Origin of the sequence: Nonomuraea sp. NPDC049655, assembly GCF_044465465.1 — a bacterium.
Lineage (GTDB): Bacteria > Actinomycetota > Actinomycetes > Streptosporangiales > Streptosporangiaceae > Nonomuraea.
This window is the reverse complement of the sequence record NZ_JBITLS010000001.1, coordinates 441,286-460,783: the sequence shown is the minus strand read 5'-3', so window position 1 is coordinate 460,783 and position 19,498 is coordinate 441,286. Positions and strand designations below refer to the sequence as shown.

9 protein-coding genes (1 of these 9 cut by a window edge) are annotated in these 19,498 nt (G+C 74.1%); 5 read left to right on the top strand and 4 right to left on the bottom strand.

The genetic code is table 11. The features are described from left to right. The 5 genes in view from ACIBQ6_RS02085 to ACIBQ6_RS02065 are tightly spaced (each overlapping or abutting the next) and all read left to right on the top strand, a layout consistent with a single transcriptional unit that may run on beyond the window. On the top strand, positions 1 to 2,517 hold the 3' portion of the coding sequence (locus ACIBQ6_RS02085) for an amino acid adenylation domain-containing protein (RefSeq protein WP_397209743.1). 624 nt of this gene lie to the left of the window's left edge; the window shows 2,517 of its 3,141 coding nt (coding positions 625-3,141); its start codon lies beyond the left edge, outside the window; its stop codon occupies positions 2,515 to 2,517. After that, entirely contained in the window at positions 2,514 to 5,645 is a 3,132-nt protein-coding gene (locus tag ACIBQ6_RS02080) for an amino acid adenylation domain-containing protein (RefSeq protein WP_397209742.1), read from the top strand. Before ACIBQ6_RS02085 ends, ACIBQ6_RS02080 begins: the two co-directional genes overlap by 4 nt. Further along, positions 5,638 to 8,667, top strand: coding sequence for an amino acid adenylation domain-containing protein (locus ACIBQ6_RS02075; protein WP_397209741.1), 3,030 nt, complete (start codon positions 5,638 to 5,640; stop codon positions 8,665 to 8,667). Before ACIBQ6_RS02080 ends, ACIBQ6_RS02075 begins: the two co-directional genes overlap by 8 nt. Next, a complete protein-coding gene (locus tag ACIBQ6_RS02070) occupies positions 8,664 to 12,284 on the top strand; it encodes an amino acid adenylation domain-containing protein (protein ID WP_397209740.1) in 3,621 nt (1,206 codons plus the stop codon). The genes ACIBQ6_RS02075 and ACIBQ6_RS02070 overlap by 4 nt, the downstream gene beginning before the upstream one ends. After that, positions 12,265 to 13,533 (top strand): MFS transporter, encoded by a 1,269-nt coding sequence (locus ACIBQ6_RS02065; protein ID WP_364338412.1) that lies wholly within the window; start codon positions 12,265 to 12,267, stop codon positions 13,531 to 13,533. Before ACIBQ6_RS02070 ends, ACIBQ6_RS02065 begins: the two co-directional genes overlap by 20 nt. On the opposite strand, the gene ACIBQ6_RS02060 is transcribed toward ACIBQ6_RS02065, so the two are convergent. From ACIBQ6_RS02060 to ACIBQ6_RS02045, 4 genes are read right to left on the bottom strand one after another with little or no spacing between them, the layout of a single operon-like run. Further along, complete coding sequence (locus ACIBQ6_RS02060) at positions 13,502 to 14,521, bottom strand: LLM class F420-dependent oxidoreductase (protein ID WP_358297780.1); 1,020 nt, start codon at positions 14,519 to 14,521, stop codon at positions 13,502 to 13,504. The genes ACIBQ6_RS02065 and ACIBQ6_RS02060 overlap by 32 nt on opposite strands. Then, complete coding sequence (locus tag ACIBQ6_RS02055) at positions 14,500 to 15,234, bottom strand: alpha/beta fold hydrolase (protein WP_358297783.1); 735 nt, start codon at positions 15,232 to 15,234, stop codon at positions 14,500 to 14,502. The genes ACIBQ6_RS02060 and ACIBQ6_RS02055 overlap by 22 nt, the downstream gene beginning before the upstream one ends. Continuing rightward, a complete protein-coding gene (locus ACIBQ6_RS02050; protein WP_397209739.1) occupies positions 15,231 to 19,190 on the bottom strand; it encodes an amino acid adenylation domain-containing protein in 3,960 nt (1,319 codons plus the stop codon). The genes ACIBQ6_RS02055 and ACIBQ6_RS02050 overlap by 4 nt, the downstream gene beginning before the upstream one ends. Beyond that, on the bottom strand, positions 19,187 to 19,498 hold the full coding sequence (locus ACIBQ6_RS02045) for an acyl carrier protein (protein WP_358297791.1): 312 nt from the start codon (positions 19,496 to 19,498) through the stop codon (positions 19,187 to 19,189). The genes ACIBQ6_RS02050 and ACIBQ6_RS02045 overlap by 4 nt, the downstream gene beginning before the upstream one ends.

The window sequence follows — 19,498 nt, the reverse complement described above, 5'->3', positions numbered from 1 at the left end:
CCCGCCGACCTCGCCCTGCCGGGCGACCGGCCGCGGCCGGCCCGCCGGAGCTACCGGGGCGGGATCCGGCTCGGCGCCTACTCCCCCGAGCTGTCGGCGGGCGTGGAGCGGCTGGCCAAGGAGCTCAACACGACGTTGTTCACGGTGATGCTCACCGCGTACGCCGCCGTGCTGTCGCGCTGGTCGGGGATCGACGACATCGTGGTGGGCACGCCGGTCGCGGGCCGGCTGCTGCCCGAGACCGAGCCGGTCATCGGCATGTTCGTCAACGCGGTGCCGCTGCGCATGGACCTGTCGGGCGCGCCCAGCTTCCGCGAGGCGGCCGGGCGCGTGCGGGCGACGGTCGCCGAGGCGCTGGACCACCAGGAGCTGCCGTTCGAGCGGCTCGTGGAGGACCTGCAGCCGGCCCGGGACCTGAGCGTGCCGCCGCTCTACCAGGTGATGTTCAACCTGGCGATCCGCACCAACGAAGGGCAGATCGCCAACGGCACCGCCAAGGTGGACCTCCAGCTCGACGTCAACATGCGCGACGGGGTGCTGCACACCCGGCTGGAGTACGCCACCGACCTGTTCGACCCGGAGACGATCGAACGCTTCGAGGCGAACCTGCGCACGCTGGTCGAGGCGGCCGCCGCCGACCCCGGCCGGGCGGTCCCCGAGCTCCCCGTGCTCGCCGCGGACGAGCGTGCGCGCGTGCTGGCCCTCGGGGACGGCGGGCCGCCGGCCGAGCCCGGCACCCTGCACACGTTGATCGAGGCCCGGGCCGCCGCGACCCCCGACGCCCCCGCCGTGGTCTTCGGCGAGGTCACGCTCACCTACGCCGAGCTCAACGGCCGCGCCAACCGGCTGGCCCGGCGGTTGCGGCAGATCGGCGTGGAGCGCGGCCGGCCCGTCGCGGTCTGCGCGGAACGCTCGCCCGAGCTGGTCGTCGCGCTGCTCGCGGTGCTCAAGGCGGGCGGGGCGTACGTGCCGCTGGATCCGGAGTACCCGCGGGACCGGCTGGAGTTCATGCTGTCCGACTCCGGCGCGCAGGTGCTGCTCACCCAGCGCCACCTGCCGTCCTTCGGGCCGGTCGGGACGGTGCTGCTGGAGGACGACCACGATCTCGGCTCCGGCGACCTCGACCCGGTGACCGGGCCGGACGACGCCGCGTACCTGATCTACACCTCGGGCTCGACCGGGCGGCCGAAGGCCGTGGTCAACACCCATCGCGGCATCGTCAACCGGCTGGCCTGGATGCAGGAGACGTTCGGCCTGACGGCCGGCGACGTGGTGCTGCAGAAGACGCCGACCAGCTTCGACGTGTCGGTGTGGGAGTTCTTCTGGCCGCTGCTGCGGGGCGCCTGCCTCGTGCCGGTGCGGCCGGGCGGCCACCGCGACCCCGCCCACCAGCGTGACCTGGTCAAGCGGCACGCGGTGACCACGATGCACTTCGTGCCGTCGATGCTCGCCCTCTTCCTGGAGGAGGCGAACATCGAGTCGTGCACGTCGCTGCGGCGCGTGGTGTGCAGCGGCGAGGAGCTGCCGCCCAGGACCGCGGCCCGCTTCTTCGAGCGCCTGCCCGGCGTGGAGCTGCACAACCTGTACGGCCCCACCGAGGCGGCCGTCGACGTCTCCTGGCACGCCTGCCGGCCGGGCGAGACGGTGATCCCCATCGGCCGTCCGATGCCCGGCTGCCGCCTGCACGTGCTCGACGAGCGCCTGGAGCCGATGCCGGTCGGCGTGCCCGGCCAGCTGTACATCGGCGGCGTCCAGGTGGCCCGTGGCTACGCGGGACGGCCGGGGCTGACGGCCGAGCGCTTCGTCCCCGACCCGTACGGCCCGCCGGGCGCGCGGCTGTACGCCACCGGCGACCTGGCCAGGCTGCGCGCCGACGGGGAGCTGGAGTTCCTCGGCCGCATCGACGACCAGGTCAAGGTGCACGGCTGGCGGGTCGAGCTGGGCGAGGTCGAGGCGGCGCTGGCCGCGGACCCGCGGGTGCGCGGGGTCGTCGTCGCGCTGCGCGACGACGCGCCGGGCGGCCGCGGGCTGGTGGCCTACGTGGACTGGACGGGCGAGCCGAGCCGGTTGTCGCACGAGCTGCGCACCGGGCCGGCCCGCACGTTGCCCGCGGCGCTGGTCCCGCAGGCGTTCGTGCAGGTCACCGAGTTCCCCTTGGGCCCGAGCGGGAAGCTCGACCGGGCCGCGCTGCCGCCGCCCACCGGGCCCGGCCGCAGCGATCTGGGCACCACCTACGTCGCGCCGGAGACGCCGCTGGAGGAGGAGCTGTGCGCGCTGTGGGGCGAGCTGCTCGGCCGTGACCGGGTGGGCGTCGAGGACGACTTCTTCGCGCTCGGCGGGCACTCGCTGCTGGCCGTCCTGCTGATCACCCGGTATCGGGAGGCGTACGGGATCGAGATGGACCTGCGGGTCTGCTTCGAGCTCACCACGGTCGCCGAGCACGCGCTGGCCGTGCTGGAGCTCCAGCTCGGCGACGTCGAGCTGGACGATCTCCTGGCGGAGGACGCGGACGGATGAGCGAGGTGAGAGGGCGGCTGGCCCGCCTCAGCCCGGAGCAGCGCGCGGCGCTGGAGCGCAGGCTCCAGCGGCAGCCGAAGGCCCGGCCCGCCGGGATCCCCCCGCGCAGCGATCCGGACGCGCCGGCGCCGCTCTCCTACGGGCAGGAGCGGCTCTGGTTCCTGCAGCGGCTCGACCCCGCCGACGCCTCCTACAACATGTACATGGTGCAGCGGCTGCGCGGCGAGCTGTCCATCCGTGACCTGGCCGGGGCGCTGGCCACCGTGGCGGCGCGGCACCCGATGCTGCGGGCCCGCTTCCCCGCGGTGGAGGGCGGCCCGGTCCAGGTCGTGGAGCCGGCGCTGAAGCTCGATCCGGTGCTGGTGGACCTCGCGGACCTGCCCGCCGCCGAACGCGAGGCCCGCGCCACGGCGATCGTGGCCGAGCTGACCAACACGCCGTTCGACCTGGCCACCGGGCCGCTGGTACGGGTGCATCTGATCACGCTGTCGGCGACCGATCACGTGCTCTGCCTGGTCCTGCACCACCTGGTGGCCGACGGCTGGTCACTGAAGATCATCTTCTCCGAGCTGGCCGCCTGCTACACCGGGAACGCGGCCGGGCTGGGCGTCCCGTCGATCGACTACCGCGACTTCGCGGCCTGGCAGCGCGGCCGCGAGCCGTCGCGGGAGTCGCTGGACTACTGGCGCGCCAAGCTCGACGGCGTGCAGCCGCTCGACCTGCCCACGGACCGGCCGCGGCCGGCCGTACGGGTGGCCGACGGCGACTACTGCGCGCGGCGCATCGGCCCCGAGCTGACGGCCCGGCTGGAGCAGCTGGCCAGGGACGAGCGCGGCACGCTGTTCATGGTCCTGCTGGCCGCCTACCAGCTCCTGCTGGGCGCCCACTGCGGCGCCGACGACCTGACGGTCGGCTCGGTCATCGCCGGCCGCGACCGTCCGGAACTCCAGGACGTCGTCGGTTTCTTCCCCGAGACGCTCGTGCTGCGCGGCGACCTGTCCGGCGACCCCTCCTTTCGCACGCTGCTCGCGCGCACCAGGGCGACGGTGCTGGACGCGTTCGCGCACCAGGACATCCCCTTCGAACGCCTGCTCAACGACCTCGGCATCCGCCGCGACCTGAGCACGACGCCGCTGTTCCAGGCGATGTTCGTGATCCAGGACAAGAAGGCCGGCGCCCTGCCGCTGCCCGGCATCGAGGCGGAGATGTTCGACCCGGGCGCGACCCAGGCGAAGTTCGACCTGATGCTGGACGTCACCCAGTTCGACGGCTCCCTCTGGGCGATGTTGTCCTACGCCCGCGACCTGTTCGAGGAGGAGACCGCGACGCGGCTGCTGCGGCGGTGGGAGCGGGTGCTGGAGGCGGTCGTGCGCGACCCGGGCACGCCGCTGTCCGCGCTGCGCGCGGCCATGCTGCTGCCCGAGGACCGGCCGCCGGTCCTCGACACCCCGCAGCCGCCCGCGCGCGACGTGCTCGACCTCTTCCAGGAGCGCGTCCGGCTGGCGCCCGGCGCGACGGCGGTGAGCCACGGCGACCGCCGGGTCACCTACGCCGAGCTGGACGCCATGGCCGCCGCGCTGGCCGGACGCCTGGCCGCGGCCGGGGTCGGCCCGGACACGGTCGTGGGCCTGCGCGCCGGGCGCTCGGTGGAGCTGATCGCCGGGATGCTCGCCGTCGGCCGGGCGGGCGGCGCCTACCTGCCGCTCGACCCGGCGTACCCGCCGGAGCGGCTGCGGTGGATGGCGGCGGACGCGGGCGCGGCCCTGGTGCTGGACGAGGACGATCTCCGCGAGTCGCCGCAGGCGCCGCACGCCGAGGTCGCGGGGCCGGGCTCGCTGGCCTACGTGATCTACACCTCGGGCTCGACCGGGCGTCCCAAGGGCGTGGAGGTGCCGCGCGAGGCGCTGGCGTCGCGGGTGGGCTGGATGCGCGGCCACTACGAGCTCGGGCCGGGCGACCGCGTCCTGCAGTTCGCCTCGCCGAGCTTCGACACGCACGCCGAGGAGATCTACCCGGCGCTGGCCGCCGGCGCGGAGCTCGTCCTGTGCCCGGACGAGCCGCTGCCGGACTTCCTGAAGACGCCGGAGGGCGCCGCGCTCACCGTGCTGGACCTGCCCACGTCGTACTGGCAGGAGCTGGTGGCCATGGGCGTCGAATGGCCGCCCGGCCTGCGGCTGGTCATCCTGGGCGCCGACCCGCTGCCCGGCCCCGCGCTGGCCGCCTGGTACGCGTCCGGCCCCCAGGGCGTGCGGCTGGTCAACAGCTACGGCCCCACCGAGGCCACGATCATCGCCGCCACCGCCGACATGGACCCCTCGGAGGCGCTGCGCCGCCCGGCCGTGGGCGTCGCCCTGCCCGGCACCACGCTCCAGGTGCTGGGCCCCGACGGGCTCCCGGTGCCGGCCGGCGTCGCGGGCGAGCTGCACATCGGCGGCAGCGGCCTGGCCCGCGGCTACCGGGGGGCGCCCGCCCGCACGGCCGAGCGTTTCGTGCCCGGCCCCGGCGGCTCGCGCCTCTACCGCACCGGCGACCGGGCCCGCTTCCGCCTGGACGGCGGCCTGGAGATCCTCGGCCGCCTGGACCGTCAGGTGAAGGTGCGCGGTTACCGCGTCGAGCCGGGCGAGGTGGAGTCGGCGCTGCTCGCCCACCCGTCGGTGCGGCAGGCCACGGTGGTGGTCCACGACGACCGCCTGATCGCCTACGCCGTCCACGACGCCGGGGACGACGCGTTACGCGAGCACCTCGCCGCCGAGCTGCCCCCGCACATGGTGCCCAGCGCGATCGTCTCGCTCGACCGCATCCCGCTGACCCCCGGCGGCAAGGTCGACCGGGACGCGCTGCCCGCGCCGGGCCGGCCGCGCGGCGCCGGCTACGAGCCGCCGGCCGGCCCGGCCGAGGAGCTCGTCTGCCTGGTCTGGGCCGAGGTGCTGGGGCTGGAGCGGGTGGGCGCGCTGGACGACTTCTTCCAGCTCGGCGGCCACTCGCTGCTGGCCACCAGGACCACGGCCCGCATCGCCGCGGCCGTCGAGCTGGACGTGCCGCTCAAGCTGGCCTTCACCCACCCGACGCCACGCCTGCTGGCCGCGGCCCTGGAACACCTGGCCGAGGAGGCCGACGAGCGTGGATGAACGGCAGGCGCGCGTGCAGGCCCGCTTCCGCAAGGCGATCGCGGGCCTGGGCGCCGCGGAGCAGATCCCGCGACGCGCCGAGGGCAGCGATCCGCCGCTGTCGTTCGCGCAGGAGCGGCTGTGGTTCATGGAGCAGTTCGCCCCCGGGACGAGCGCGTACGTGCTGCCCGTGTCGGCCAGGCTGCGCGGCCCGCTCGACGCCGGACGGCTGCGGGAGTCGCTGGACGCCGTGGTCGCCCGGCACGAGAGCCTGCGCATGACCTTCCCCGCCGGCCCCGACGGGCGGCCGCAGGTGCGGGTGGCGGACCGGGTGCGGGTGCCGCTGCGCGTCGTGGACGTGCCGGACGAGGCGGCGGCCAGGCAGGTGCTCAGCGCCGACGCCGCGCTCCCCTTCGAGCTGGCGGACGGCCCGCTGCTGCGCGCCACCCTGGTACGGCTCGCGCCCGACGACCACGCGCTGCTGGTGGCGGTCCATCACATCGTCGCCGACGGCTGGTCGGCCGATCTCATCCTCCGCGAGCTGCTGACACCGCCGCAGAGCGGGCCGCGGCTGGGTTACGGCGACTACGCGTCGTGGCAGCGGGAGCGGCTGAGCGGCGACCGGCTGGCCGGCGACCTGGCGTTCTGGCGCGCCGAGCTGGACGGGTTGCAGGTGCTCGACCTGCCCCTGGACCGGCCGCGCCCGCCCCGGCAGAGCTTCCGGGGCGGCTGGCACGACGTCCAGATCGACGTGGCGGCGTTCGGCGAATTGTGCCGGGCCGAGGGGGCGACGCTCTACATGGGGCTGCTCGCCGCCTTCCAGGTGCTGCTGGCCCGCTGGTCCGGCACGACCGGCTTCGCGGTGGGGTCGCCGGTGGCCGGACGGACCCGGCCGGAGTTCGAGGACATGGTCGGGCTGTTCGTCAACCTGCTGCCGCTGCGGGCGCGGTTGGCGGGCGACCCCGGCTTCGCCGAGCTGCTGCGCCGCACGCGGGACGGCGCGATCGAGGTCTACGGCCACCAGGAGCTGCCCTTCGAGAAGCTGGTCGCCGAGCTGGACCCCGAACGCGACGTCAGCCGCCCGCCGCTGGTCCAGGTGCTGTTCGCGCTGCAGAGCTACCGCGGCGACGGCGAGGGCTTCGAGCCGGACAGCACGACCACCCGGTTCGACCTGGAGCTCTACGCCGCCGAGCGGGGCGAGCAGCTGGAGGGCCGCTTCGTCTACAACGCCGAGCTGTTCCGGCCGGAGACGATCGAGCGGCTGGCGCAGCGGTTCGCCGCGCTGTTGCATGCGGTGGTGGCGTCGCCCGACGTGCCGGTGGGGCGTCTGGACATCCTGCCGGACGAGGAGCGGAAGCAGCTCGCGCGGTGGAACGCCACCGACCGGGAGCATCCGGGCGGCACCCTGCACGAGCTGGTCTTCGCGCAGGCCGAGCGCACCCCCGACGCGACGGCGCTGGTCTTCGAGGGCGACCGGCTGACCTACCGCGAGCTGGCCGAACGGGCCCGCGCGGTCGCCGCCGGGCTGGACGTGCGGGTGGACCAGCCGGTGGGCGTCTGCATGGAACGCGGCCTGGACCTGCCCGTCGCGCTCCTCGGCGTGATGGCCGCGGGCGGCGCCTACCTGCCGCTCGACCCGGCCGATCCCGAGGAACGGCGGCGCGGCATGCTCGCCGACGCGGGGGCCGCGACCGTGCTCACCGCCGCGGGCTCCGGAGGCGAGTTCACGCCACCGTCAGTGCGCGAGGACAACCTGGCCTACGTCATCTTCACCTCCGGCTCCACCGGGCGGCCCAAGGGCGTGGGCGTCTCCCACCGCGCGATCGTCAACCGGCTGCGCTGGATGCAGGACACCTTCCACCTCACCCCCCAAGACCGCGTCCTGCACAAGACACCCACCACCTTCGACGTCTCGGTCTGGGAACTGTTCTGGCCCCTCATCACCGGCGCCACCATGGTCATCGCCCGGCCCGGCGGCCACCGCGACACCGCCTACCTGCGCGACCTCATCAAGACCGAGAACATCACCACGACGCACTTCGTCCCCTCCATGCTCCAAGCCTTCCTGGAAGAGGAAGGGATTCGGCTTCCGCCCCGGATCATCTGCTCCGGCGAAGCCCTCCCACCCGGCCACGACCTCCCAGGACTGCACAACCTCTACGGCCCCACCGAAGCGGCCGTGGACGTCTCCTGGCACCCCTGCCAACCCGGAGAAACCACCGTCCCCATCGGCAGACCCGTCGACAACACCACCCTGCACGTCCTCGACGCACACCTCCAGGACGTCCCCATCGGCACCCCCGGCGAGCTCTACATCGGCGGCATCCAACTCGCCCGCGGCTACCTCGGCAAACCCGCACTCACCGCCGAACGCTTCCTCCCCGCCCCCGACGGCAGACGCCTCTACAAAACCGGCGACCTCGCCCGCTGGCTACCTTCGGGCGAACTCGAATACCTCGGCCGCACCGACCACCAAGTCAAGATCCGCGGCATGCGCGTCGAACCAGGCGAGATCGAGGCCGTGCTGCGCGAGCAACCCGGCGTGACGGCGGCGGCGGCCAAGCTGGTGAACGGCCGCCTGGTCGGCTACGTCGTCGGCGACGTCCCCGACCTGTCCGACGCGCTGCCGGATTTCATGATCCCGACGGCGTGGGTGCGGCTGGACCGCCTGCCCGTCACCGCCAACGGCAAGCTCGACCGCGCCGCCCTCCCCGCGCCCGACCGCCCGGCCGACCTGCCGTGGGAGCCGCCGCGCGGGGCGGCGGAAACCGCCGTCGCGCAGGTCTGGCAGGAGGTGCTCGGCCTCGACCGGCCCGGCCGGCACGACACCTTCTTCGCCGTGGGCGGCGACTCCATCAGCAGTCTCAAGGTCGTGGCCCGGCTGCGCGCCACCGGCTACGACGTGGAACTGCAGCAGCTGTTCACCCATCAGGCGGTCGCCGAACTGGCCGCCGTGCTGCGGCCGCGGCAGGCCGTACCGGAGACCACGGCGGGAGCCTTCGACCTGCTCAGCGTGGCGGACAGAGAGAGGCTCACGCGATGATCATCGACGCCTACCCGCTCAGCGCCCTCCAGGCCGGGATGCTGTACCACAGCGAGCTGGACGGCGTGACCTTCCACGACCACACCACGCTCACGCTGCGCGGCACGTTCGACGAGGCGGCCCTGGTCAGGGCGCTGGACGAGCTGTCGGCCCGGCACGAGGTGCTGCGGACGTCCTTCGACCTGACCGGGTTCAGCGAGCCCGTCCAGCTCGTGCACGACCGGGCGGAGATCCCGCTGACCGTCTCCGGCGGCGAGCCGGAGTACGGGCCGTTCGACTGGACGCGGGCTCCCCTGCTCCGCGTCCACGTGCGGCCCGAAGCCGACCGGTTCGCGCTGACCGTCTACTTCCACCACGCGATCCTCGACGGGTGGAGCGTCGCGAGGCTGGTCAGCGAGCTGCTGGAACGCTATGCGACCCCCGGGCTGCCGGTGGAGCCGCCGGCGGCGCGCTTCCGTGACCTGGTGGCGGCCGAGAAGGCGATGCTCGCCCGGCCGGAGGCGGCGGAGTTCTGGCGGGAGGCGATCGCCGAGGCGCCGGAGGGCCGGTTGCCCCGGATGCCCGGCTACCCCACCGGCGGGCCGCGCGAGGTCGCGGTGCTCGCCACGGCGCTCCCCGGCGAGCTGGCCAAGGCGCTGGCCGAGCAGGCGGCCGCCGCCCGGGTGCCCCTGCGGTCGGTGGTGCTCGCGGCGCACGTGCGCGTCATGGCGCTGGTCACCGGCGATCCCGACGTCCTGACGGGGATGCTCACGCACAGCCGTCCGGAGAGCGAGGCCGGGGACGAGGTGCTCGGCCTGTTCCTCAACACCGTCCCGCTGCGGGTCCGGGCCGACGCGCCCGACCTGGTCCGGCGGGTCTTCCAGGCGGAGGTGGCGGCGCTGCCGTACCGGCACTTCCCGCTCTTCGAGATCCAGCGGGCCAGCGGTCGCGCGCGGCTGCTGGACACGCACGTGGACTTCCGCGACTTCCACGTGAACGGCGCCGCCGCCACGCCCATCGAGGGCCAGGACTTCTTCGAGCAGACCGATTTCGCCTTCAGCACGGCCTTCGTCCGGACGCCGGGCCAGGGGCTGACGCTGACCATCTCCTACGACACCACGCAGTTCCCCGCCGACCAGATCGCGGCGATCCGGGACCACTACCTCCGCGCCCTGTCCGGAGAACTCGGCATCTCGCCGCAGGACGCGGCTCAGCTCGCACGCTGGAACGCCACCGACCGGGAGCATCCGGGCGGCACCCTGCACGAGCTGGTCTTCGCGCAGGCCGAGCGCACCCCCGACGCGACGGCGCTGGTCTTCGAGGGCGACCGGCTGACCTACCGCGAGCTGGCCGAACGGGCCCGCGCGGTCGCCGCCGGGCTGGACGTGCGGGTGGACCAGCCGGTGGGCGTCTGCATGGAACGCGGCCTGGACCTGCCCGTCGCGCTCCTCGGCGTGATGGCCGCGGGCGGCGCCTACCTGCCGCTCGACCCGGCCGATCCCGAGGAACGGCGGCGCGGCATGCTCGCCGACGCGGGGGCCGCGACCGTGCTCACCGCCGCGGGCTCCGGAGGCGAGTTCACGCCACCGTCAGTGCGCGAGGACAACCTGGCCTACGTCATCTTCACCTCCGGCTCCACCGGGCGGCCCAAGGGCGTGGGCGTCTCCCACCGCGCGATCGTCAACCGGCTGCGCTGGATGCAGGACACCTTCCACCTCACCCCCCAAGACCGCGTCCTGCACAAGACACCCACCACCTTCGACGTCTCGGTCTGGGAACTGTTCTGGCCCCTCATCACCGGCGCCACCATGGTCATCGCCCGGCCCGGCGGCCACCGCGACACCGCCTACCTGCGCGACCTCATCAAGACCGAGAACATCACCACGACGCACTTCGTCCCCTCCATGCTCCAAGCCTTCCTGGAAGAGGAAGGGATTCGGCTTCCGCCCCGGATCATCTGCTCCGGCGAAGCCCTCCCACCCGGCCACGACCTCCCAGGACTGCACAACCTCTACGGCCCCACCGAAGCGGCCGTGGACGTCTCCTGGCACCCCTGCCAACCCGGAGAAACCACCGTCCCCATCGGCAGACCCGTCGACAACACCACCCTGCACGTCCTCGACGCACACCTCCAGGACGTCCCCATCGGCACCCCCGGCGAGCTCTACATCGGCGGCATCCAACTCGCCCGCGGCTACCTCGGCAAACCCGCACTCACCGCCGAACGCTTCCTCCCCGCCCCCGACGGCAGACGCCTCTACAAAACCGGCGACCTCGCCCGCTGGCTACCTTCGGGCGAACTCGAATACCTCGGCCGCACCGACCACCAAGTCAAGATCCGCGGCATGCGCGTCGAACCAGGCGAGATCGAGGCCGTCCTGCGCGCCCAGCCGGGGGTCCGCGACGCGGCCGTCACCGCGCACGGGCACAGCCTGGTCGGCTACGTGGTGGGCGACGTGCCCGACCTCCAGGACGTCCTGCCCGACCACCTGATCCCGCGCCGCTGGGTGAGCCTGGATGCCCTCCCCCTCACCCGCAGCGGCAAGCTCGACCGGGCCGCGCTGCCCGCGCCGGAGACGGCGGGCGGCCGGCCGTACGTGCCGCCACGCGACGAGGTGGAGGCGCGCCTCGCCACGCTCTACGAAGAGGTGCTGCAGGTGCCCGCGGCCGGGATCCTGGACGACTTCTTCGAGCTCGGCGGCCACTCGCTGAGCGCCCTGCGGCTGGCCGCCCGCATCCGCAAGGAGCTGGGCCGGAGCCTGCCCGTGGGCACCGTGCTGACCGCGCCGACGATCAGCAAGCTGGCCAGGGTGCTCCGCCAGCCCGAGGACCTGGCGCCGCCGAGCCACGTCGTGCCGCTCAACCCGGACGGCGACCGCACGCCGATCTTCTTCATCCACGCGCTCGGCGGCCAGGTCTTCCGCTACCACCCGCTGGCCCGCCGCCTCGGCCCCGACCAGCCGGTGTACGCCATCGCCGCGCGCGGGCTGGCGCCCGGCGAGGAGCCGCACGCCACGCTCGCCGAGATGGCCGACGCCTACGTGGCCGACCTGCTGGAGGTGCGGCCGGCGGGGCCGTACGTGCTGGGCGGCTTCTGCATCGGCGGGAACATCGCCCTGGAGGTGGCCAGGCGGCTGCGCGAGCGCGGCGAGCAGGTGCCGCTCGTCGTGCTCCTCTACGCCAACGCCGAGGAGCCCGTGGCCGAGGCGTCGCTGGAGGACGACACGGTCCTGCTGTTCCACGCGCTGGCCGGCGGCCCCGAGGAGACCCTCGGGCTGGACCCGGCCGAACTCGCCGCCCGGCCGCCGGAGGAGCAGCTCCTGACGGTCATGGGCGCCGCCTCCGCCGCCGACCGGCTGGCGCCGGACACCGCCGAGGTCGAGCAGGCGCGCCGCTACCTGGCCGTGTTCCGGGCCAACGCGCACGCGGTCGGCGGCTACCGGCACGAGCCCTACGACGGCGACGTCGCGCTCTTCGCGCCCAGGCGCGAGGACGGCAACTGGCCCTCCGTCGCCAAGGGGCGGCTCGCCCACGTCGCGATCCCCGAGGAACGCGTCCCCATCCTGTACGAACCCCTGGTCGCCGGAGCGGCCACCGAGATCAGAAGGTGGATGGATCATGGCATCCCCGACCAGTGAGCAGACGAGCCTCTGGAAGCACCCCGACTTCCTGCGGCTGTGGGCGGGCCAGAGCCTGTCGCAGTTCGGCTCGGCGATCAGTCTCTTCGCGTTCCCCGTCATCGCGGTCACCGTCCTGAACGCCTCCGAGGCGGAGATGGGCGTCGTCGGCTTCCTGCTACGGCTGCCGATGGTGTTCTTCCTGCTGTTCGGCGTGCTGGCCGACCGGGTGCGCAAGCGGCCCATCCTGATCTGGACGGACGTGGCGCGTTTCGTGCTGCTGATGCTGATCCCGGTCGCGTGGTTCGCCGACCTGCTCACGCTGACCTGGCTCTACGGCGTCATCTTCGCGCTCGGCCTGCTCAGCACGCTCTTCCAGACGGCCTACCGGAGTTACTTCCCGTTCCTGGTGCCGCGGGAGAACTTCATGGAGGGCAACTCCAAGCTGCAGCTGACCGAGTCGGCCGCCCAGACGTTCGGGCCCGGCCTGGCCGCGGCGCTGCTGAAGGTGCTCGCCGCGCCCGCGCTGCTGATCATCGACGCGGTGTCGTACCTGGCCTCCGCGATCGCGGTGTCCCTGATCAAGCGGCCGGAGGCCCGTCCGGAGCCGGACGACACCACCCCCGCGCAGGTGCACAAGGCGATCTGGCAGGGCATGGGCTGGGTGATGCGGCACCGGCTGATCCGGCCGCTGGCCGTCTCCTCGGCCGTGTACTCGCTGTTCATCCTGGGCTCGATGAACTCGATCTACGCCCTGTACGTGATCCGCGACCTGGGCGTGCCCGCGGGCTGGTTCGGCAGCATCCTGGCCGGCGGCGGCGTGGGCGCGATCATCGGGGCGCTGGTCGCCGTCAAGGTGATGCGGCGCCACGCGATCGGCAAGGTGCTGGTGTGGTCGATGGTGTACGGCAACCTGGCGCTCTTCCTCATCCCGCTGGCCGTCGGGCCGGTCTGGGTCTCGGTGGCGATGCTCGTCGTCGCGCAGCTGGTCAGCGGCGTCAGCTCGCAGATCTTCTTCGTCACCAACACCAGCCTGGTGCAGACGGTCACCCCGCCGCACCTCCAGGGCCGGGTGGTGGCCTCGATCTACTCGCTGGGCCTGATCCCCGCCCCGCTGGGCGCGCTCGGCGCCGGCCTGCTGGCCGGCGCCGTGGGGACGCGTACGACGCTGTGGGTGGTCATCGCCATCGGCGCTCTGGTGCCGATCGCGGCGATGGCCTGGTCGCCGCTGGCCAAGCTCATCGGGATGCCGGAGCCAGACTCGCAATGAGCCGCAGCTGACGGCTGCGCAGCCGCCGGGTGGGCGTGACCAGGCCGACGATCAGCGTGGTCGCGCCCGCCTCCTGGTAGGCCGCCATCCGCTCGCGCACCTTGCCCGCGGGGCCGCACATGGTCATCGCGTCCACGAGCGCGTCGGGCAGCATCGCCATGGCCTCGCCCTGCCGTCCGTCGAGGAAGGCCTCCTGCATGCGGGCGGCCTCCTGCTCGAAGCCGAGCGTGGCGGCCAGCCGGTTGTAGAAGTTGGTCCGGCGCGAGCCCATGCCGCCGAGGTAGAGGGCGAGCATGGGCCGCATCATGTCGTAGGCCAGCTCCTGGTCCTCCTCGACGAGCGTGAGCACCATGGGCGCGACGTCCAGGTCGGCGCCGTTCAGGTGCTTGGCCATGCGGGCCAGGTGGTCGGGCGGGAAGTGGATGGCCAGCCAGCCGTCGGCGAGCTCGCCGGCCAGCGCGACCGTCTTCGGGCCCATCGCGGCCAGGTAGACCGGCAGCCGCTCCTGCACCGGCGCGACGGCCAGCGTCAGCTCCTTGCCCTCGCTGCCGGGCAGGGGCAGCGTCATCGTGGGGCCCTCGTGCCGCACCGGCTCGCCGTCCAGCGCCTTGCGCACCACCTGGAGGTAGTCGCGGGCGCGGGCCAGCGGCCGGTCGAAGCGCTCGCCGTGCCAGCCCTCGACCACCTGCGGGCCGGACGGGCCCACGCCCAGCCGGGCGCGGCCGCCGGAGACCTGGTCGAGGGTGGCCGCCGTCATCGCGGCGACCACGGGCTTGCGTCCCGACATCTGCAGCACGCCGGTGCCGAGCGCGATGCGCTCGGTCTGCCCGGCGATCCAGGCCAGCAGTGTCGCCGGGTCGGTCCCGTAGGTCTCGGCCGCCCACACGGACGAATAGCCCAGGGCCTCCGCCTCGCGGACCAGCGCCAGGTGGTCGGCGGGGCCGAGGCCCGCGCCGCCCCAGTAGCTCATGCTGTAACCGAGGCGCATCCCATCTCCTCAACGATCGCGGCGGCCAGGGCGTCGGGGGTCTCCTCGGCCAGCCAGTGGGTGGAGTCGAGCTCCTTCAACGCGGGCCTGTGCACGCTCTGCCGCCGCCAGCCCAGGAGGCCGCCCCGGGTCAGCGAGGCGTCCCTGGCTCCGTACAGGACGGAGATCGGCACCGGCAGCGGCGGCCCCGGCCGGTGGTGGTAGCCGGCCAGCAGCCCGAAGTCGGCGCGCAGCGCCGGCTCCAGCACCGGCCAGAGCGCCTCCCGGTCGGCCAGCTCCGGCGGGACGCCGCCGAGCTCGATCAGCTGCTCCCAGAACAGCCACGACGGCAACGACGGCAGGCGGCGCAGCAGCAGGGTCACGTCCGGCGCGGCGAACGAGCCCACGACCAGCCGTTCCGGCCGCCCGCCCAGCTCGACCACGCGCCGGCAGACGAGGAAGGCCAGCAACGCCCCGCTGCAGTAGCCGAACAGCGTGTACGGCTCCCGCCATCCGGCCAGGTCGCGCGCCAGGTCGTCGACCAGCCCGTCGAGGTCGGTCCGCGGCTCTTCGGCGAGCCTGGCCTGGCGTCCCGGCAGGTTGACCGACCACAGGCCCACCTCGGGCGGGAAGTGCCCGGCGAGCTCGCCGAGCGAGGCGGGACCGCCGCCCGCGTGCGGGAAGGCGACCAGCGCCCGCTCCCCCTCCTTGACCTGGACGTACCACGGCGTCATCGGGCTTCCCCCAGGTGCAGGGCCAGTTCGGCCGGCGTCGGATGGTCGAACACGGCCCGTACCGAGACGGCGCGGCCCGCCAGCTCCTCCAGCGGGCCGATCAGCCGGACGGCCAGCACGGAGTGGCCGCCGTTGAGGAAGAAGTTGTCGTGCGGCCCGAGCCCGGGCCGGTTCAGCGCCTCGCTCCACAACGCCACCACCTGCCGGACCAGCCCGTCGCCCGCCTCCCGGGCCGGGGCGCGGCCCTCGTCGGGCACCTTCAGGTCGCGGTAGGCGATCTTGCCGTTGGCCGTGGTGGGCAGCCTGCCGGTGACGATGTACCGGGTGGGGACGGCGTAGTCGGGCAGCCGCGTCCTGGCGAAGCGCCACAGCTCTTCCTCGGTGGTCTCGCCGGTGACCTCCAGGAAGGCGGCGAGCCGTCCGTCGGTCTGCGGGTCGCCGTCGAGGATCACCGCGGCCGTGCGCACCGCCGCGTGCTCGTGCAGCGCGGCCTCGACCTCGCCGAGCTCGATGCGGTGGCCGCGCAGCTTGATCTGCCGGTCGTCGCGGCCGAGCAGCTCCAGCCCGCCGTCGTGGCGGATGCGCGCCCGGTCGCCGGTCCGGTAGAACCGGCCGTACCGGTCGTGGTGGCCGAAGCGCTGCGCCGTCAGCTCGGGCCGGTCGAGGTAGCCCGCGCTCACCCCCGCGCCGGCGACGCACAGCTCGCCCGGCACGCCCGGCGGCAGCTCGCGGCCCGCCGCGTCGGTGACGAAGATCTGGGTGTTGGCCAGCGGCTCCCCGGCGGGGACCGGGTCGAGCGGCGGGTCGCGCAGCTCGGCGGCGGTGGACCAGATGGTCGTCTCGGTCGGCCCGTAGACGTTGAACACCCGGCAGCCCAGCTCCAGCAGGTCCCTGGCCAGGGCGGCGGGCATCGGCTCGCCGCCGCACAGCACCGTGCGCCCGGCCAGCTCGCGCCCGGCCTCCGGCGCGATCAGCCGCCACGCGGTGGGGGTGGCCTGCACGACCTGGACGTCGCTCGCGGCGATCAGCTCCAGGAACCTGCCCGGCTGCAGCTGGTCCTCGTCGGAGGCCACGACCACGGTGCCGCCGGAGGCCAGCGGCAGCAGCAGCTCCAGCCAGGAGATGTCGAAGGAGGTGGTGGTGGACCACAGGACGCTGGTGGGCGCGCCCAGCCGGTCGGCGAAGTCGAGCACGAGGTTCGTCAGGTTCGCGTGGGTGACCTGCACGCCCTTGGGCTGCCCGGTGGAGCCGGAGGTGTAGATGACATAAGCGATGTTCCCGGCCCCGGCGGGTCCGGGCTCCCCCGGCGTGCCGGGCATCGGCACGACCGGCGTCCCGCCCGCCCAGTGCGGACCGCCCGCCGCGACGACCAGCCGCGCCCCCGAGTCGGCCACCTGGAAGGCCAGGCGCGACTCCGGTTGCCGCACGTCCAGCGGCAGGAACGCGGCTCCCGCCTGCCACACGCCGAGGACCGCCGCCACCAGGTCCGCCGAGCGTCCCAGGCCCAGGGCGACGACGTCGCCGTCGCCCACCCCTCGCTCGCGCAGCAGGTCGCGGACCGCGGCCGCGCGCCCCAGCAGCTCGTCGTAGGTGACCTCGTGCCCGCCCTCGCGCACCGCCACGGCCGGGCCCGGCACGATGCGCCCGGCCAGCGTGCCCGGCCAGGCACGGCCCGTGTCGTTGACCCGGTCGAGCAGCGCCCGGTCGGCCGGGGAGAACACGTCCGGCACGCCGCCGCGCGCCGCCTGTCGCACCACCGCGCACAGCCTGGCGGTGAACGCCGCGATCTCGTCCTCGTCGTGCACCTCGGTGCTGTGCACCATGCGGACGGTGAGCCGGTCCGGCTCCTGGATGACGTTGCACTGCAGGTCCAGGCGGCTGCGGTCGATCAGGTTGTCGACGTATCCGGGCACCTCGCCCTGGATGTGCACCTTCTCGTCGCTCCAGGGCCGGTAGTTGAACATGTGCCGGAACAGCGGGACCCGCCAGTCGTCCGTGCCGTGCCCGCGGCGGGTCAGCACCGCCTCCACCGAGGCCCCTGCGTGCTCGACGCCCTCCGCGAACGCCTCCTCCACGCGCCTGGCGACCTGCTCGAAGTCGTCGTCCAGCTCGACGTGGACGCGCAGCGGCAGGGTGCTCACGGCGTAGCCGACGCGCCGGTGCTGCTCGCCCGTCTTGGTGCTGACCGGCATGCCGATCACCAGGTCCGGCCCGGCGCCGTGCCCGCGCAGCGTCAGCAGGAAGGCGGTGGCCAGCACGATGTTGCCGGTGGTGCGCAGCCTGGCGCGCAGCTCGTCCAGGGCCGCCACCGTCTCGGCGTCCACCTGCCAGGAGCAGGTGTGCCCGGCGAACGTCGGACGGCCCGGCGAGTGCCGGCTGCCCGGCAGCACCATGGCGGCGGGGTCGACGCCGTCGAGCCGGTCCAGCCAGTAGCCGATCGACTCCTCCGACGGCTCCCCCGGCTCCAGCATCGGCGCGGGCCCCGCCAGCTCCGGGGGCAGCGAGCCGTGCCCGGTCTGGCTGTCGTAGAAGCGGCCCAGCTCCTCCACCAGGAGCTGCATGGAGGTGCCGTCGATGATGATGTGGTGGCCGGCCAGGCACACCACGGTTCCCGCGCCGTCGGGCAGGGTGAAGTGTCCCACCCTGATGAGCAGGTCGCGGCCCAGGTCGAAGGGCTCGTCCAGGAAGGCACGCAGGTCCGCGACCAGCGTTTCCTCCGTCGTGGCCCGGGTCTCGACCTTCAGCTGGGCGTCCTGCGGGGCCACCAGGTGCCGGACGGGCGTCCCGTCCACCACGGGGAACCGCAGGCGCAGCGCCGGGTGCCGCTTGACCAGCCGGTTCACCGCGATCTGCAGCGGCAGCCGGCGCAGCGGCGTCTCGAACCTGAGGGCCACCGCCAGGTTCGACACGCCGCTGTCCGGCGCGAGCTGCTCCAGCACCCAGAACGAGTACGGCACCGCCGACAGCGGGCGCGGCTCCTCCACGGAGGCGGGCAGCTCCGGTTGCGGCCTCGGGACGGGGACGCGTTGCAGCGGATGATCGGGGTCGAGCGCGGCCCAGTCCACCCGGCCGCCGCCCGTCCAGAACCTGGCCACGGCGGCCAGCAGCCCCGCCCGGTCGGGACCCGCCTCGACGTCGGCCCCCGCGTTCGCCCGCGTGAGGGCGGCGAGCGTGTCGTGCGGCGAGGGGTCGTCCGCGAGGGCCGCCGGGTCCGGGACGTCCGGCAGGACGCCCCAGGCGGCGAGGGTGGCCGCCAGCCCGTAGGCGGCGGTGAGGGCGGGCGACGCCTGGACGCCGCGGGCTTCGAGTACCTCTTCGCACACGTCCACGGCCTGGGTGAACACCGGCTCCACGCCGTACAGGCCGGCCGCCTCGGCGGAGAGGGTCAGGCGGACCGGCTCCTGCTCGTAGGCGTGCTCCCGGCCCAGCGCGAGGGCGGCCTCCGCGGCGCTCCGGCAGACCACCGCGCCGCGCACGGGGTGGTGGACGCGTCCCTGCTGCAGGGTGCCCGCCACGTCGGCGTAGCGGTCCTCCGGCAGCCCGGCGAAGAAGCCGGCCAGGCCGCGCCGTACCGACTCGGCCTCCTCGCGGGTGCGGCCGGACCACACCACGACCCGCGGACGGCCGTCGCCCGGCGCGTGCACCGGCGGATAGCCCTCCTCGACCTCCAGGTCGTCGGGCCAGATCACCCGGTGCACCAGGTCGCCGTCGAGCAACGCCCGGTCGAGCAGCCGCAGGACCAGGGTGCCGCGCAGCGTTCCGGGCGGCAGCTCGCCGGCGTCGGTCACGGCGAGCTCGCACTCCCCGGCCAGCAGCGCCGCGCGGGCCTTGCCCACCCCGCCGTACAGCCCGACGACCTGCGCTCCTGGATCGTGCCCGGCCTCCTCGGCGGCCCCGGCCTCCAGCGGGAAGCGCCCCACCGCGATCACCGCGACGGGCTGTTCGTGCGAGGTCACCGACCTTCCTCGCGGATCCTGGCGCGCACGTCCCGGCGGCTGCCGCCCAGCGGACGGCGGCGGACGCCGTCCTGCCTGGCGGGGGCGGGCGCCTGGCCCTTCGCGATCAGCTGCGAGAGCGCGCGCAGGTTCGGGTGGGTGAACATCGCGGTGACCGGCAGCTTCAGGCCCAGCGCCTCGGTGATCTCCTCGTGCAGCTCGACCAGCGCGAGCGAGTCGAAACCGGCTTCGAAGAAGTTGAGGTCGGGATCGAGGGCGCGGCCTAACCTGCGCTCCACGAGTGATGCAACCGCGTCGGCCTGGGTCAT

Bases quoted from the DNA above. Each gene is read 5' to 3' on its own strand.
- ACIBQ6_RS02080 (WP_397209742.1), top strand. From the start codon at position 2,514: ATGAGCGAGGTGAGAGGGCGGCTGGCCCGCCTCAGCCCGGAGCAGCGC.
- ACIBQ6_RS02070 (WP_397209740.1), top strand. From the start codon at position 8,664: ATGATCATCGACGCCTACCCGCTCAGCGCCCTCCAGGCCGGGATGCTG.
- ACIBQ6_RS02065 (WP_364338412.1), top strand. From the start codon at position 12,265: ATGGCATCCCCGACCAGTGAGCAGACGAGCCTCTGGAAGCACCCCGAC.
- ACIBQ6_RS02060 (WP_358297780.1), bottom strand. From the start codon at position 14,521: ATGCGCCTCGGTTACAGCATGAGCTACTGGGGCGGCGCGGGCCTCGGC.
- ACIBQ6_RS02055 (WP_358297783.1), bottom strand. From the start codon at position 15,234: ATGACGCCGTGGTACGTCCAGGTCAAGGAGGGGGAGCGGGCGCTGGTC.
- ACIBQ6_RS02045 (WP_358297791.1), bottom strand. From the start codon at position 19,498: ATGACCCAGGCCGACGCGGTTGCATCACTCGTGGAGCGCAGGTTAGGC.